The 14,762-nt window shown below is 37.9% G+C and carries 17 protein-coding genes; 8 read left to right on the top strand and 9 right to left on the bottom strand.

Going from position 1 to position 14,762, the window contains the following annotated elements:
• Positions 1-15: 15 nt before the first annotated feature.
• A complete protein-coding gene (locus tag OGI71_RS07780; protein ID WP_282254828.1) occupies positions 16-522 on the bottom strand; it encodes an RNA polymerase sigma factor in 507 nt (168 codons plus the stop codon).
• Positions 523-896: 374 nt separating this feature from the next.
• Between OGI71_RS07780 and OGI71_RS07775 the strand changes: the two genes are divergently transcribed.
• The 3 genes from OGI71_RS07775 to OGI71_RS07765 all read left to right on the top strand — a co-directional run bounded on the left by OGI71_RS07775 (position 897) and on the right by OGI71_RS07765 (position 4,401).
• Positions 897-1,595, top strand: coding sequence for a hypothetical protein (locus OGI71_RS07775; RefSeq protein WP_282254827.1), 699 nt, complete (start codon positions 897-899; stop codon positions 1,593-1,595).
• A 9-nt stretch (positions 1,596-1,604) separates the two neighbouring features.
• Entirely contained in the window at positions 1,605-2,267 is a 663-nt protein-coding gene (locus OGI71_RS07770; RefSeq protein ID WP_282254826.1) for a response regulator transcription factor, read from the top strand.
• A 115-nt stretch (positions 2,268-2,382) separates the two neighbouring features.
• On the top strand, positions 2,383-4,401 hold the full coding sequence (locus OGI71_RS07765) for a glycoside hydrolase family 43 protein (RefSeq protein ID WP_282256137.1): 2,019 nt from the start codon (positions 2,383-2,385) through the stop codon (positions 4,399-4,401).
• A 29-nt stretch (positions 4,402-4,430) separates the two neighbouring features.
• Here the strand turns inward: OGI71_RS07765 and OGI71_RS07760 are convergent, their stop codons facing one another.
• The 3 genes from OGI71_RS07760 to OGI71_RS07750 all read right to left on the bottom strand — a co-directional run bounded on the left by OGI71_RS07760 (position 4,431) and on the right by OGI71_RS07750 (position 8,102).
• On the bottom strand, positions 4,431-4,703 hold the full coding sequence (locus OGI71_RS07760; protein WP_282254825.1) for a hypothetical protein: 273 nt from the start codon (positions 4,701-4,703) through the stop codon (positions 4,431-4,433).
• A gap of 440 nt (positions 4,704-5,143) precedes the next feature.
• Positions 5,144-7,318, bottom strand: a complete 2,175-nt coding sequence (locus tag OGI71_RS07755) for an ATP-binding protein (RefSeq protein WP_282254824.1) — start codon at positions 7,316-7,318, stop codon at positions 5,144-5,146.
• Between the two features lie 166 nt (positions 7,319-7,484).
• Positions 7,485-8,102 (bottom strand): hypothetical protein, encoded by a 618-nt coding sequence (locus tag OGI71_RS07750; RefSeq protein WP_282254823.1) that lies wholly within the window; start codon positions 8,100-8,102, stop codon positions 7,485-7,487.
• Between the two features lie 216 nt (positions 8,103-8,318).
• Here OGI71_RS07750 and OGI71_RS07745 point away from each other — a divergent pair, with 216 nt between their 5' ends.
• On the top strand, positions 8,319-9,521 hold the full coding sequence (locus tag OGI71_RS07745) for an FAD-binding oxidoreductase (protein WP_282254822.1): 1,203 nt from the start codon (positions 8,319-8,321) through the stop codon (positions 9,519-9,521).
• 4 nt (positions 9,522-9,525) lie between these two features.
• On the opposite strand, the gene OGI71_RS07740 is transcribed toward OGI71_RS07745, so the two are convergent.
• The 4 genes from OGI71_RS07740 to OGI71_RS07725 all read right to left on the bottom strand — a co-directional run bounded on the left by OGI71_RS07740 (position 9,526) and on the right by OGI71_RS07725 (position 12,041).
• Entirely contained in the window at positions 9,526-10,491 is a 966-nt protein-coding gene (locus OGI71_RS07740) for a hypothetical protein (RefSeq protein WP_282254821.1), read from the bottom strand.
• A gap of 101 nt (positions 10,492-10,592) precedes the next feature.
• Positions 10,593-11,060, bottom strand: a complete 468-nt coding sequence (locus tag OGI71_RS07735; protein WP_282254820.1) for a PA2169 family four-helix-bundle protein — start codon at positions 11,058-11,060, stop codon at positions 10,593-10,595.
• A gap of 211 nt (positions 11,061-11,271) precedes the next feature.
• The gene (locus tag OGI71_RS07730) at positions 11,272-11,463 is read right to left on the bottom strand and encodes a hypothetical protein (protein WP_282254819.1); all 192 of its coding nucleotides are present in this window, start codon (positions 11,461-11,463) and stop codon (positions 11,272-11,274) included.
• Positions 11,464-11,540: 77 nt separating this feature from the next.
• Positions 11,541-12,041, bottom strand: a complete 501-nt coding sequence (locus tag OGI71_RS07725; RefSeq protein ID WP_282254818.1) for an RNA polymerase sigma factor — start codon at positions 12,039-12,041, stop codon at positions 11,541-11,543.
• A 402-nt stretch (positions 12,042-12,443) separates the two neighbouring features.
• Here OGI71_RS07725 and OGI71_RS07720 point away from each other — a divergent pair, with 402 nt between their 5' ends.
• The gene (locus OGI71_RS07720) at positions 12,444-12,689 is read left to right on the top strand and encodes a hypothetical protein (protein WP_282254817.1); all 246 of its coding nucleotides are present in this window, start codon (positions 12,444-12,446) and stop codon (positions 12,687-12,689) included.
• Between the two features lie 137 nt (positions 12,690-12,826).
• Here OGI71_RS07720 and OGI71_RS07715 read toward each other — a convergent pair whose 3' ends face one another.
• The gene (locus tag OGI71_RS07715) at positions 12,827-13,177 is read right to left on the bottom strand and encodes a hypothetical protein (protein ID WP_282254816.1); all 351 of its coding nucleotides are present in this window, start codon (positions 13,175-13,177) and stop codon (positions 12,827-12,829) included.
• 176 nt (positions 13,178-13,353) lie between these two features.
• On the opposite strand from OGI71_RS07715, the gene OGI71_RS07710 reads away from it, so the two are divergent.
• The 3 genes from OGI71_RS07710 to OGI71_RS07700 all read left to right on the top strand — a co-directional run bounded on the left by OGI71_RS07710 (position 13,354) and on the right by OGI71_RS07700 (position 14,751).
• On the top strand, positions 13,354-13,932 hold the full coding sequence (locus OGI71_RS07710) for a hypothetical protein (protein ID WP_120257884.1): 579 nt from the start codon (positions 13,354-13,356) through the stop codon (positions 13,930-13,932).
• A 307-nt stretch (positions 13,933-14,239) separates the two neighbouring features.
• Entirely contained in the window at positions 14,240-14,509 is a 270-nt protein-coding gene (locus tag OGI71_RS07705) for a hypothetical protein (RefSeq protein WP_223585233.1), read from the top strand.
• Positions 14,510-14,565: 56 nt separating this feature from the next.
• Positions 14,566-14,751, top strand: coding sequence for a CsbD family protein (locus OGI71_RS07700; RefSeq protein ID WP_104382022.1), 186 nt, complete (start codon positions 14,566-14,568; stop codon positions 14,749-14,751).
• Positions 14,752-14,762 lie beyond the last annotated feature (11 nt).

Below are 14,762 nucleotides of genomic sequence, written 5' to 3'. Positions count from 1 at the left end.
AAAGGGTTGCTATTTTTAATAAATACTCTTCGAGTAGGTTTTAAGTTGCTTTTGTAAAGACCTGCGCGCCATATGGATACGTGTCTTTACAGTTCCTTCAGGTATTTGCAAGTGCTCCGCAATTTCATAATATTTGAACCCCTCCAAAAATAACGCAAAAGCATTGTAATAATCCTTTGGTAAATTATTGAGCGCATGCTGAATATCCGATGCTACAAAGTTGTTTTCGCCACGGTTACGGGTAATTTCATTGACATAACCGGTGCTTATATATTCGTTGCGGTAATTTTCCAGTCTCTTATTCCGTGTATACTGGTTAATATATGTATTCTTCATAATGATATATAACCAGGACATGAGCTTAGGATGCTTTATAAACTTTTCTATGGAAGACAATGATCTAACCATAGTTTCTTGTACCAAGTCTTCTCTTTCATCTGGATCACTTGTAAATTGAGCAGCCAAATATTTTAATGTAGGTCTCTTTTCCTTAAACAGTTGATCGATTGTTGTATTTTCCATATTATCAATTTTTAAGTGTCTATCAGTGCCAAGGTTACTACAATTAGGGTGCTAGAAAAAAAAGATAAAAGTCAATGTTTTTAAATTTAAAATCGCGTTGAGTAATTTTGTTTCTATTGTAAGCCATTGTAAATCAGTGTTTATTGCTATTTATTTCAATAGTTATACCGTCTGATTCGGGGAGAGAATTAAGGTGTTTTTTACTTTAACAACAAGTGTTTACCTTGTTTAAATCCATTCTTTATCCCGTATTACTACGTATTTATACGTAGTACTATAAACTATACAGCCATCTTTTAACGTTTTATCAGTTTTTAAAAACTGTTCGAGTTTGATAATGGTTATTAAACATAGGTACAAAAAAGCATAATACTATGGGGAACGAAGACGAAAATTTATATATAGATCAATCACAGCGAAACGAAGGGGGGCATGATCTAAATCAGATTTGGGGTGGGAACCAAGAAGAATTTTACAAATCCATTATCCGGAGTCAACAAGAAGATTTCGGGCGTATTGGGCGTTACTTTAGGGACGAGCTTGCTCAAGAAGTGTATGGTATGCGTATTTCGCTCCAGAATTTCACCAACAGACACGGTGATTTTGAAGAGCTACATTGTTTACGTGATTCATTGGCTTCTCTAGTAATTGAGTTGCGTAATAAAGCGACTTTGCTCTATAACCCAATTTTGAATGATCTTGGGATTTTCCATGCGATTGATGAAGTAGTGGCTTCCTATAAACAAAAGCTGAGTTTTACCATAGATATTATTCTCGATCCAAATTTAAAGGAACTTCAGCGTCATATTCAAGTTCGCCTTTTTAAGTTGCTTACGGCACTATTTGAATATTTGAAGGAGGAGATGCCTATTCAGGCAATTTCGATATCTGTGCAGCTCATCGATTTTGCAATCTTTATTAAGGTGTTACCTTATTTTAAAGAAGATAATTCATTACAGACACCCAAACGTGTGGATAGCCCATTGCGTTTAATAAAAATAACAGAGCTTTACAGTGCTCAAATTGTTAGTGACACCCTCGAAGAGGGTATAATTCTTAAATCAACTATTTAAAAAGACGATATGATAAAAATCCTATTGGTAGAAGACCATATGGTGGTGCGCAATGGTATTAAATTGCTTTTAGAATCCCAGGATAGTTTTGAAGTTGTTGGGGAGGCTTCCAATGGTAAGGAAGCGCTAGATTACCTGCAATCGAATCCAGATTCAGTTCCAGATATTATTTTGACGGATATCAGCATGGAGGAAATGGATGGTATAGCGCTTTTGCGGGTCTTATATAAGCAATATGGAAATATAAAAGTCGTCATCCTGTCGATGTTGAACCAGATTAATTATGTCATCGAAGGGTTTGAGTATGGCCTTATGGGATATTTGGTAAAAAACATTGGGTATAACGAATTACTTTTTGCGCTCAACCACATTGCAGCTGGTGGCCGATATATGAGTGAAGAGATCTCCATGTTGCTTTTGGAACATATACGTTCGGGGCAACGTTACGCGCAGCATCCGATAGGATCACGGGCAGATTTTGAAATTTCTGAACGTGAACTTGAAGTCTTGGGGCTTATCGCTGAAGGCTATACAAATATTGAAATTGCCGATAAGATCTTTTTGAGTAAGCGTACAGTGGAGGGCCATCGTCAAAATTTAATTGATAAAGCGGGTGTGAAAAATACAGCACATTTAGTGAAGTTTGCCTTCGAAAATGGGATATTGAATTAACCCTGATCATAAGAAAAAGATACAAATTGATCTTTCATTGATACGATAACACCTGTGATATAAAAATTATTTGTTCAATTTTAGTGTGAACTTAAATTGTATTCAGGTGAAACAGATGAAATTTTATGTATTGCTTTTTATTCTCAGTGCGATAGATTCGTTGAGCTACGCAACAGGGCATGGTATTTTTACGCAGTCTCCAACCGATTCTATGGCCAGGTCACTGATATTGGAAAATGCTATTTTTCAGGCGGATCCCACCATTTTCTACGATAACGGTTATTACTATCTATATGGTACCAATGGTGATGGCGATAAACAGTTAGGCTTTAAAGTATATCGGTCTAAAGACTTGAAACAATGGGAGGACCCCATTGGTGCAAAAGCTGGATTTGCATTGGTAAAAGAAGATGTATTTGGAACCAAAGGCTTTTGGGCACCTCAAGTCTGGTCGGAGCAAGGCAAATTTTACATGGCTTATACAGCTGATGAGCAAATTGCCATCGCTATCAGCGATTCTCCGATGGGCCCTTTTAAACAGGACATTGCCAGAACGCTTATTGATGGCGGAAAGCAGATTGATCCCTATGTTTTTAGGGACAGCGATGGTAAAAAATATTTGTTTCATGTGAGATTGGTGGAAGGAAACCGCATCTTCGTTGCGGAATTAAAAGATGACTATTCAGGAATCAAAAAAGAAACATTAAAAGAATGTTTGCATGCTGAAAAAGCTTGGGAGAATACTGCTGGTTCAACATGGTCAGTCAGTGAGGGACCTACTGTTGTAAAGCAAGGCAATCATTATTATATGTTTTATTCGGCCAATGATTTTAGAAATAAAGACTATGCCGTAGGTGTTGCGGTAGCGGACAATGTGTATGGTCCCTGGAAAAAAATTGAAACAAATCCTTTATTGAGCCAGCATACAAGTGGATTTTCCGGTACTGGCCATGGTGATTTATTCCAAAAAGGACAACAATGGTATTATATATGTCATACACATTATTCTGACACTCAAGTTGCTCCAAGACGTACAGCTATTGTACCTATTGATCTTGCTTCTGATAGACAAAGTGGTATTGCAATTCCCAAATTTGACAGTTCCAAGTTCAGGTTGCTTGAGCTTGTCAACAAATCTGACGAGCCTATTGATGTCGCTTTTGGTGACCCTTTTATTTTATATGATCCACCTACAGATCTATATTATCTATACGGAACGGGAGGCACAGAAAATGGGTTTATAGCATACAGTTCTAAAGATCTAAGGCATTGGAAGGAAGCTGGGAAAGTGTATGATGGCAAACAGGCCAAAGGATGGGGGATCAAGGACTTTTGGGCGCCAGAGGTGTACGCCATCAATAATAAATACTATATGTATTATAGTGCGCACTGGAAGGAAAACCCTGGAAATAAGCTGGAGAATTATCGTATTGGTGTTGCCGTAGCGGATAGTCCTTTGGGACCATTTATAGATTTGACAGGTAAACCATTATTTGACCCTGGATATCCTATTATTGATGCGAATGTCTTTCGGGATGTCGACAATAGAAATTATTTATTTTATTCGCGTTGCTGCTATGAACATCCCGTTGCCTCCGAAATTGCCGATTGGGCCAAGTCTAAATGGGGGTACAATGCTATTGAAGAAAGCTGGGTTTATGGTATCGAGCTTGACAGTAGCATGCAGAACGTGATTGGAAAGCCGGTACTTTTAATACGTCCTCCCGCGCGCATGAGTGATGCACAATCGGAATGGGAAAGTCGGTCGGTGTCTTCTGGCGAAATTAACAGAAGGTGGACAGAGGGATCCTTCTTAATCCACGCCAAAGGACAATATTATATGATGTATTCTGCAAATTATTTTGCGGGAGCAAATTATGCTGTTGGTTATGCTACCGCTAAATCTCCGTTGGGAAGCTATGAAAAATCACAAACGAATCCGATTATTGAAAAAAATACGGATAGAGGAGGGATCGTGTCAGGTACAGGACACAACAGCATCTTTAGAGACCGCGAAGGCAAACTTCGATGTGTCTACCATGGACGAACAACAAAAACCGGAGATAAACGGATGGTATTTATCCGTGACATCGATTTTAGCCAAAACAATCAGCTACGAGTTCTTACAGATTGACCTTAGCGGTTAATCTGTATTTTTTTTGGTTAACTGCTTTTTTCCTCTCCACCTGACTTTTTATCAGTTTGATGTGGCCTATCACTGCTGTCATTGTCTTCATCTTGATGATTGCACCTAAGTTCCCCTTTGGTAAGTGTATTCGTTTTTTCGAGGTCCTCTAACGTTTTCATGGCGGGAGTTGTATTTAAAGCGGGAATATGGCCTTCCGTAAAGAGACATTTACGATACCATCTATTGCTGAAATAATATAAAATAATCAAACCTTGTTTCACTATCGAATGCTGTAATGTCTTTTCCATTATTTTGATGATTGAATGCAATTGCTATATCATTTATAACTATAGCTTTTATTAAAGGAACAATTACAAAGGGCAATTGGTTTAAACTAATCCAATTCAAACGACTTTTGCATGACGAGGGTTCTATAGATGTTGGATCAACGAAACAGATTATGATGAAGGTACCTTATGTTTTAAATTGTATACTAGCTCTAGTAACACAACCATCGGAACAAACGGAAGCGTTAAATAACGGGAATTCAAATGAATGGTATGCCGAACCAGGTATTTGGCTTTTTATTCTCATTTTTATTTTTGTGATAACCCTGGTTGTTTACCGAAAATTAACTAAGAAGAACTAGTATTGATCTTTTTGGGCAGAACTCCAACACGTCAATCATCAGCAATATGATTAGCTCCGGAGCGGTTTCTAGCAGTCATATTCTCCGAAGCTACGTAAATCAATCATTGAGCATATGATCCGGAAAAGGTGCCACAATAGGGAAATATAAGTGGACTGTTGTTCCTAAACCAACGGTGGATTCGATCTCTATTGTACCTCCCAAACGTTCCATGACGCGTTTAACAAGCGATAGTCCGATCCCTGTACCTGGAATACCCGAGACGTTGTCAGCACGGGAAAACATTTCATAGATATGTGGTAGATGCTCCTCAGGGATGCCTATACCATTATCTTTGATGCAATAATAAGTCATATCGTCCTGATTTGTACTTTCAATTTTAATCGCAGGTTTGTCCGATTGAGCAGAATATTTGATCGCGTTAACAATAAGATTGGTAAAGATCTGGTAGACGGCACTCTTTTCGCCCCAAATCGGTAGTAATTGCCCAAAATATGACTGACAATCAGGTGTATTATAAAGGGTTTTGTTTTCCTGGAAAATACGCTGCAGTGTGTAAGCCATGGGAAGTGGTTCTTTGTCCAAAACGCTCGCACGGTGTTGACTCAATTGGACCATATTGTTGATGATGTCTTCGATATTGGAAACACTCCTGCTGAAATTTTGATACCATTTGTTAGTTTTTGAAAGATCAATATCGTCGGAATGCTGCTGTAGAAATTGTATACCCATTTTTAAGATTGACAAGGGGTTTTTCAGATCGTGCGATAGGGTATAAGTAAACATTTCTAATTCATTGTTCAGGCTCAACAGTTCTTCGTTGAGTAACTGTCTTTCTCTCAGTTTTCTAAATATAGATTCTTTGATAATCTGGTTCAATCGCAGCACGAAATTGATTTCAGCATCGTTCCATGGCTTTGCCACATCATAACGAACATCCTCCCAGACCTCCAAATAATCCGGCTTTCGACGGTGTTTTTGATCCTGCCGGATTTGCATGACACGACTTTGGCTTGCTTTTCTGAACCATACAAGGTAATAATCACTTTCTATGCCGACTTTGAGGTACATCAGACCCGCAAAATTCAATTTTTCTTTAAAATGATTCTGATGATTTAATGTAAAATTGTAATCCTTGAATAAAGCTTTATCACTATGCGTTTGCAGGAATTGAATGATTTCATAAAACAGTGTTTTATGTGGTGTATGCCCATGGTTAAATACATCACCCTGATTAAATATAGACAAACCGTCCGCATTGACCAATTGCATGAGGGTATCTATGTGCTGAACCAAAGCACAATTCACCATTTTATTCTCAGATAGGCTTTTTTTTAGTTCTACTTCTGCGCTATTAAGGAGCTCTGTTCTTTCAAGTAGATTCTGTTTAACATGGCTTTCATATTTGTTGGTAGCGGCTTGAATAGCAAAAGTACAAAGTTTCCGTTGTTGCAGATCTATCACTTTTTCTTCTGCGTGCTGCGCTACAACTAGCCCCCAAAATTCGTCATCTATACAAATACGGAAAAATAAGGCGCTCTGAACATTGATCTTTTCCAGAAAAAGACGATGGAGATGGGGAAGTGGGCAGAGCAAACTGGAAAGTGTATCAATGCTGTCTTCAACATAAACAAAATTCTGGTCATTTTTTTTAACATTGGGGATATAACGATACGAATAGTTACTATAATATTCCATTGCCTCTTTGGGCATGAAGTCTTTAGAAAATTCTTTCCCTCTAAAATAAGGTTTGCCATCAGAAGTATGTTCGGCAATCACTTCACTATATCCTGTTTCTTGAACCTGAAGAACAAAAACACGATCGTAATTCAATAATCTATTGATAGCCAAACAGACCCGATCCCAGTTGTTAGGTTGGATGGTGTCAAGTAAGAAGTTGAATTCGTTTATCTTTCTTGCGGATATATATTTTTTGTGTTGTTCCTCCCATTCAATATAAAAATGCCCCTGGTCTATTTTAAGTTTAAAATAGACACGTTCTTGGAATATTTTAATAGGTAGAATATGACGCGATTGTCCATGTTCTCGTAACTCGCTCAAGGCAGTCGCTATTTTTCGAATAGCATCACCAAAGGCTACAGCAAAACTTTCGAAAAAGTTAGTTCCCAATAGGGTGGAAGTAGGAAGGGCAGCTTTTTCAGCTGCAAACTCACTCAAAGCCACAATAGTAAATTGTTCATCCAAAACAACAAGACTACCAAAATGCTGAAGATTGATCGTATTTTGATTGTTAGATTGAAAAGCAGTATTCATACGTAACCCAAAAACTCCTTATGATATAGCTTAAATATACGAAAAAATTAACACAGTTTGAATGGTTATCTGTGGCAAATCGGATGTTTTTATTGGCTAGATTTCAATATTTAAAATTATTTTCTTTTAAATAAATCGTATTCTACCTGACAGTTCGCTCCTATATTTATTTTTGTTCGCTGCGGATATGGTTTGCAAGGCCTTTGACGAGCAATTTCCACTGCGGATAAGATGCACCTATTTTAGCAGCCATCCCAATAATTAAGTTTCTGATATTGTCTCCAAGGCTATGGTTTTCCACGTTGATAATCTCGTTTCGTCCCGCATACTGAATTAAAATGCTGTTGCGTCGTTGTTCTACGAGAAAGGTAGAGGAGGAGATCCCTTCAAAAAAGTGGGCGGTATCTTTATTTTCCGGATGTTGTGGGTCTGGGCAAGGTTTTAGGGTTAAGGCATATAGTTTATATTCGGACGTTGAATCCTGGATGATATTAACGACATTGACCCAGTCATATCCGGCACTGCTGGGAAGGCCGGGACCAGGGATATTCAGCCTAATATAGTCATGTAGCGCCAATGGTCGGTCAATAGGCAGTCCAACGCTGTTCGTTAATTGAAAAGTCGTCGCTGGAATTGTGGCTAGCTCATACCAGTGATTGACATGTGAGAGACTGGAACATGCGGAATCAAAGGCCAGGTCAGCCATTGTGGTACTCTCAAAATCAATGGATTCGAAGCAATCCAGTTTCTTTCCTTCTTTCTGTTCAGGAATAATATTTTTCATGCCTTTTTACTAAAGAACATTATTCAATTCAATTTGGTTTGATGCGAATAATTGTAAGTTATCTATGGGCAAGATCTTTTTCTGACAAGGGCAAATCTGCGAAGTGCCTATGGTAAACCATGGCGCGTTGGAATATGTTAAATGGAACTTTAGGAAACAGCAATCCAAACTTTTCCTCTCGTATTTGGTTATTAGTGCATTTGCTTGTCACTTATTATGGATTTAAAATCTAATGAACCTTTTTGGTTGATAAAAAATGGGCTTTTGGCGACTTATCCCTCCCTGCATCAGGACAAAACCTGCGATATTTTAATTGTTGGTGGCGGAATCACTGGCGCCCTCATTGCCCATCAATGTATGGCGATGGGGAAGAACTGTGTGCTTATTGATAAACGCGAGATCGCTAATGGAAGCTCAGCAGCAACAACGTCCATGTTGCAATATGAGATTGATACACCGCTCTATGAATTAAAGAAACTAATCGGTGAAGAGGGCGCTATTGCTAGTTATAAGGCCTGTAGCAAAGCAATAGATGACATTGGTTTACTTACACGGAAAATCAAATCTAAAGCCGGTTTTCGCGCAAAGGAATCCTTATATTATGCCGCACGTAAAAAGGATATTCCATGGCTAAAACAAGAATTTAATGCGCGGGAATCTGCAGGATTTGCCGTCAACTGGCTATCTGCGGACGAAATTCAAGCGCAATATGGGCTAGCGAATGCGTATGGTGGGATACTTTCCGAACAGGGCGCTAGTATGGATGCTTTTTGCTTTGCCCATGAACTATTGGTTTATAATGTAAAAGCGGGATTGGAGGTATTTGATAAGACGGAACTTGTCTCTGTTAAAAGGAGTGGGCAGAGCACTATGGTTACAGTATCTACAGGCGCAACGATCCGCACAAAAAAAATTATATATTGCACGGGCTATGAGACTGTTTCGGTTATTCCCGAGAAGTTTGTGGACTTGTTAAGTACCTTCGCGATTGTCTCCGAAGTGGATTCTACATTGTATCAGCAGTACAAGGACGTATTGATCTGGAACACTTCCGACCCTTACCTCTATATGCGAACGACCGATGATGGTCGATTTTTGATCGGGGGGGAGGATGAGGAGTTTCGCGATCCACAGAAGCGGGATGCCTTAATTGCCAAAAAGTCGGATAAGTTAGGAAAGTCTTTCCAGAAGATCTTCAATAGACCTTTTTTAACAGATTTTACCTGGGCTGGAACTTTTGGGGTAACCAAAGATGGCCTACCGTATATTGGTGAACATAAGGCGTTTAAAAACAGCTATTTTGTCTGTGGTTTTGGTGGCAATGGGATTACATTTTCAGTCACTGCAATGGAAATGGTGGCCTTTTGGTTAGAAAATAGAAAACACCCCCTGTCCGAATGGTTTAAGTTTGGACGATAGCGGATTAGCTATATTTTAACAGGAAACGAAACAGTTTGTTTTCTAGCTTGCTGAGCGTCAATTTTTCCTTGATGAATGGAAATCTTCCTTCCATAAATGTCATCTGTATAGCAGGATGGATATAATAATTTTCAGAAACTGTTTTGGTATTGCCCAGCTGCTTGGCGACTGTCTTTATCACCGCATTCAGCTGCTTTTTTCGTGTATTTAAATCTTCCCCTTGCTTTGTTTGGGATAAAAGGTTGAACGCTTCCCGGCTGGCGCCCCAGATACGGATATCTTTACAGCTGATCTGGCCGGGACAATGATCCCGTAGATAAGCATTGAATATGCGGCCACAAAATCTACTTTTACAAGATGTTTTATCAAGCTGAAAAAGCCTTTTCCCATTAAACTGGAGTAGTTCGCTAAGTAATTTCGCTTGCTGCTTGTCTTTCCAGGATTTTTCCTGAAAGACACCCTTTTTACCCTTATAGGCTAATATGATTGTATTGTCGGTTATTTTTACATGTCTTTTTTCGAGTGTACTGAGCCCATAAGACTTGTTTTCTAACGTATAGCGCTTGTTTCCAATCCGTACAAGTGTACTATCCATTATCTTAAAGGCAATTGCACATAGTTTTTCCATATCCCAGTCCTGATGTTTCAAATGTCGGGAGGTTATTTTTCTGAGATCTTGCAGATACTGTCCCATATAAAGAATATGCCTAAATTTCTCTGTTTGTTTTTGCTGCACAAATTTACGATGATAGATGTATTGTTTACGGTCCTTCTGGTCAAAACCATAAGCTTGTAGATCACTCCCCGCATTTTTTGAAATCCAAACAGCTTTCCAGTTTGGCGGAATAACCAAATGATTTATTCTGTCTAATACCTTGGTATCGGTAATCGCCTTACCTGAGTCATCAAAGTATTTAAAGCTTTGTTTAACTTTACGTCTTGTGTATCCTTTGGTATTTATTATCTTCATACAGGTAGTTTATGGAGCTTAATTATGCTGTATTTTAATACAAAGATCCTCATTTATTGAAATAATAAGGATCTTAGGTCTTCGGATAAAAGCAGGATTATTTAAGATGCATTATCCCGTAATGTTTTGATGTATTCATGTGCTTCAAGTTGTATTGCGAGCTGTTTTTCAATCAGAAGTAATAAATCGTGTGTAATTTCCCAATCTTGATTGTCAACAACATCTTTATAGGTCTTTTTAAAAGCATCTTCGCCTTGTTCACAACTTGATAATAAACTTTTTTCGTCGTTTCCTGAAACGACAGATTTGATATCCATCCATATCCTAAAGAGTTTGCCACTGACCATTGTACCCTCGGTAGCCGCCTGAGCTTGTTGCTCCAGATAAGGTTTGAGTTCCTCAATAAATAGCTCGGATTGACTCATATATTCGACAAAGATGTCATTTAAGCCTTCAATATGGAGTCGTGTTGCGATTTCAATTGCTTTTTTATACCCGGCAATACGATCATTATTGATTTGTATCAAGTCATTGATTAATGTACTATCATTGATTGTTATCGTTTCCATGTCGTATGATTTTTATGTGATTAAATTATTTCTCAATCTAAGAACTGATTCAGGAACTGTTCCGTTGAGAAAAAAAGAAGTACACGTATTTCTACCCTGTTAATTAATGGGTAAAATGCGGAGCTAAGATCTATCAGTCGGTTGGGGTATTGCACAGACAAAAAAAGAGATCAATTATTCAGTTAAAGTGATCTCTTTATTTGTATGTATTTTACTTTGTTTTATTTAAAGAAGCAGGTTTCTTTTCCTCTTCAATATTCTCCTTAGTTTGTTTTTTATTTGTTGCAGTGGTTGTAGCTGACAAAACGATTGTCTTATTATTTCCCTTTCCGATAGGACCACCACAAATAATCAGCAAAACCGACATATAGTGCTGATCGAATTTAATGATTTTAGGATTCATATGGCTATTTTTTTAGTGTACTGACAAATCTCTATAAAGGACTTATGCTATGTTAACAGCAAAAATGATATTTGGTTTTATTTAAGTTGATATACTTTTAGGTGCTTTTGTAATTTCTTGCGTGTCATATGTATTCTCGTCTTTATTGTTCCTTCTGGCATCCCAAAATATGAGGCAATTTCATGATATTTGTAACCTTCCAAGAATAACTGGAAGATTTGGTAATTTTCCTCCGAAAGGTTACACATCGCCTTTTCGATATCGTCTGATACGAACTTGTTTTCACCTTTATTCGATTCAGTTGTATTGTAAGCCTCGAGGCCAATGTAGGTTTCATGAATTTCGTTCGTTCGCTTTGCTTTGCGATACTGATTAATGTAAACATTCTTCATGATCACGTACAACCAGGACATTAATTTGGGATGCTTAATAAAGTCATCGATCGACTTCAATGCGCGAATAAGTGTTTCCTGAATCAAGTCCTCCTTTTCGTCAGGATCGGTAGTGAATTTTCCCGCGAAATGTTTTAATAAGCTTCTTTTTTCTTCGACCAGCAAGTTTAAATTGGAATTGTTCATGATATCTTTCGTTTATTTAAAATGATTGATTTTCTTGAAAGATTGGTGCAATTAGAGTGCTAGGTTTTGCTATAATTGAGCTGTTAATGTTTGTTTAAACAGCTAACTGCGGAAAATACGTATAGCCGCATTTTGATACTTTGTAGCTGAAACGCTACAATAGAGGCTAGTTTATTCGAAAAATAATGCCTTAATGACTGCCTGCCCAAACTTTTTTCTAGCAGGTCAATAGGGTATTTATTCCCTTAAAAAATGTCCTAATTACGGGGCTTGATAATGAAAATTTAATCAGGTAAACTGTCTGCATTTGTAGCCAATTTGAACAGTTTTTCATTTTTTATTGAACTAAAGATTCTTCAATAGGGTTATTTAATAAAGATTAGCAAACAAAAATAATTATATATGAAAAAATTAAAGAAATTAATACCTATGATTGCAATTGTACTATTAGGTAGCACAATCTTGTTTTCCTGTAAAAATTCCTCCAAAAATAATCAGGAGGGAAGCGGACAATCGGATAATATTGCCCCGAGTGATGCCGATGAAACAAGGTACAACTTGAGTGAGCAGCAAAAGATGAGTATGCAGAAGGATACGACCTTACTGGACTCCACACAAAAGGATAGTTCAACGGATGTTAAACATTAGACATGTTATCAGCGTCAATAGGAAACCGTTAATAAAAAACTCCCTTTACGAAGGGAGTTTTTTGATTAGTGGGTTTGTATCATCTTTGATCTGTTTTTCATGATTTTTAGTCATATCGTTTTATTTTTAATCTTTCATTATAAGCCTTTTTCCTCCACATCCTCCTCCTGGTCAGTATCGGGCGTATAGATATCCTCTTCTTCATGATCCGGTTTCTGCGGATGTTTGTCATGTTCTGGATCGATATGGTCCAGATCATCTCTGTCACGTTGCTCTTCCTCTGTAGGGTCGGGGCCGGTAGCACTTTCCGGATAATAGTTATCCGGTGTTACTTCTTTCAAGTCAGGAACCTTTGGAGCTTTGCGTACGGGTGTGCCGCTATCCGTACCTGGACTATTGCCGATAGGGTCTATTTCGTTTAGTAGTATAAAAGCATCTTCAAATGTCATCGGCGCACCACTACGAAATTGAATTGTTGTTCTCATCATTCCTTTTTACTAAATGAACAGCTGTCAGCATCGAATCGTTGTCTTTTTGTGCGATGGAGCTGCTATTGGATAGGATAAGATAGTTTCTGTACTAAAAATGAAATTAATAATAAATACAAAACTTTTCAACCATGTAACTTGTTATTAAACTAAAGTAATTTATTAAAAAAGATACTATGAGAAAATTTGCACTACTTTTATTGGTTACAGGCGGTATTTGTTTACAGGCAAACGCGCAAAAGATCGAAACTACACCACAGATGTCCTCCGATGTCGGTGTTGAGCCTATCCGTCAAGGCAACTGGATGGTCGGTGGATCAATCGGTAGTCTGGGTTATAGTTTCGAAGGAAAGTCGTTTAATGCCGCATTGCAACCGCGCGCAGGCTATTTTGTGTCAGACGGTTTAGCAATCGGTGCACAGGCTAACCTGGGTTTGCGAACACAGAAGGATGCGGACAACGAATGGACCTATGGTATAGCACCTTTTGTTCGATACTATTTTCCTCAAGGTGGCTCTTCCACAGGACGTTTTTTCGGTCAGGGTGACATCGGTATCTCTGGGAGCTCAGTTGGAAAAAGTGCTGCATTGGCATTAGGAGCAAATGTTGGTTATGCGCATTTTATTACCAGAACTGTAGCTTTGGAAGCAACTTTCGGTTACAATTATAGCAAGGCCAGCATTAATACCGGTACTGGAGCGAGTGGTTTGGGTGTAGGCGTTGGGTTCCAGATCTACTTGCCAGGTAAAAAATAAACCTTACTCCATGGGAGACCTTTAACATCAAGTTTCCATTCCGAAAGGTTTGGAAACTTTTTTTTTCAATCGACCATGTTAATCAGGGTATTCCCAATGCAATTAGGGAATCGGAAATGCTAGGTAGGGGCTTGTAATAATAGTATGACTCCTGCCATGACCCCATAGTCAGGCCAGGTAGTCGAACGATAAACGGACGTATAAATACGGTGGACTTAAAATTAAACACTTGTTCTGTTTTTAGTCGTTGAATTTTTGAAACATTTAACCTTTGACAACTGTTCTATCATTAGAAAACACAATAACAATGGTGAAAGCAAAAGATATCGGATTGATACTTAGAGATCGAATGGGAAAATGGTCTTCCTACAATATTCCATTGCTAAAGGAATGTCATTTAAAGGATAAGATCGTTAGAAGCAACGAACTTGAAGGCATATTTGTTATCGGGAATATTGCTACAGGTTTGTATATTTTTTCACTTTATAAAAACCGCTTCATTGATCTAATGGGTAAAAGTATCGGAATGGAAGAAATATGTGAACATTTCGATGAATATAAACAAACGTTGATATAAAAACTTTAATATAATATATAGTATATCAATTCATTTTTAAACTAAAAGGAAGTATTATGAGTAATTTAACATGGAAAGGACGTTGGAACGAGTTAAAAGGAAAAGTAAAGCAACAATATGCTGATTTGACCGATGATGATTTGTTATATGCAGAAGGTAAAGAAGATGAGTTGTTGGGTAAGTTGCAACAAAAAACTGGTAAGACAAAAGAAGAGGTGGAAGATTGGTTAGATAAAATGTAAGCATTCGATTA

Source organism: Sphingobacterium sp. ML3W (assembly GCF_029542085.1).
Lineage (GTDB): Bacteria > Bacteroidota > Bacteroidia > Sphingobacteriales > Sphingobacteriaceae > Sphingobacterium.
This window is presented reverse-complemented; position numbering and strand designations above follow the sequence as displayed.

Bases quoted from the DNA above. Each gene is read 5' to 3' on its own strand.
- OGI71_RS07765 (WP_282256137.1), top strand. From the start codon at position 2,383: ATGAAATTTTATGTATTGCTTTTTATTCTCAGTGCGATAGATTCGTTG.
- OGI71_RS07755 (WP_282254824.1), bottom strand. From the start codon at position 7,318: ATGAATACTGCTTTTCAATCTAACAATCAAAATACGATCAATCTTCAG.
- OGI71_RS07775 (WP_282254827.1), top strand. From the start codon at position 897: ATGGGGAACGAAGACGAAAATTTATATATAGATCAATCACAGCGAAAC.
- OGI71_RS07780 (WP_282254828.1), bottom strand. From the start codon at position 522: ATGGAAAATACAACAATCGATCAACTGTTTAAGGAAAAGAGACCTACA.
- OGI71_RS07725 (WP_282254818.1), bottom strand. From the start codon at position 12,041: ATGAACAATTCCAATTTAAACTTGCTGGTCGAAGAAAAAAGAAGCTTA.
- OGI71_RS07745 (WP_282254822.1), top strand. From the start codon at position 8,319: ATGGATTTAAAATCTAATGAACCTTTTTGGTTGATAAAAAATGGGCTT.
- OGI71_RS07720 (WP_282254817.1), top strand. From the start codon at position 12,444: ATGAAAAAATTAAAGAAATTAATACCTATGATTGCAATTGTACTATTA.
- OGI71_RS07730 (WP_282254819.1), bottom strand. From the start codon at position 11,463: ATGAATCCTAAAATCATTAAATTCGATCAGCACTATATGTCGGTTTTG.
- OGI71_RS07715 (WP_282254816.1), bottom strand. From the start codon at position 13,177: ATGATGAGAACAACAATTCAATTTCGTAGTGGTGCGCCGATGACATTT.
- OGI71_RS07710 (WP_120257884.1), top strand. From the start codon at position 13,354: ATGAGAAAATTTGCACTACTTTTATTGGTTACAGGCGGTATTTGTTTA.
- OGI71_RS07750 (WP_282254823.1), bottom strand. From the start codon at position 8,102: ATGAAAAATATTATTCCTGAACAGAAAGAAGGAAAGAAACTGGATTGC.
- OGI71_RS07735 (WP_282254820.1), bottom strand. From the start codon at position 11,060: ATGGAAACGATAACAATCAATGATAGTACATTAATCAATGACTTGATA.
- OGI71_RS07760 (WP_282254825.1), bottom strand. From the start codon at position 4,703: ATGGAAAAGACATTACAGCATTCGATAGTGAAACAAGGTTTGATTATT.
- OGI71_RS07705 (WP_223585233.1), top strand. From the start codon at position 14,240: ATGGTGAAAGCAAAAGATATCGGATTGATACTTAGAGATCGAATGGGA.
- OGI71_RS07770 (WP_282254826.1), top strand. From the start codon at position 1,605: ATGATAAAAATCCTATTGGTAGAAGACCATATGGTGGTGCGCAATGGT.
- OGI71_RS07740 (WP_282254821.1), bottom strand. From the start codon at position 10,491: ATGAAGATAATAAATACCAAAGGATACACAAGACGTAAAGTTAAACAA.
- OGI71_RS07700 (WP_104382022.1), top strand. From the start codon at position 14,566: ATGAGTAATTTAACATGGAAAGGACGTTGGAACGAGTTAAAAGGAAAA.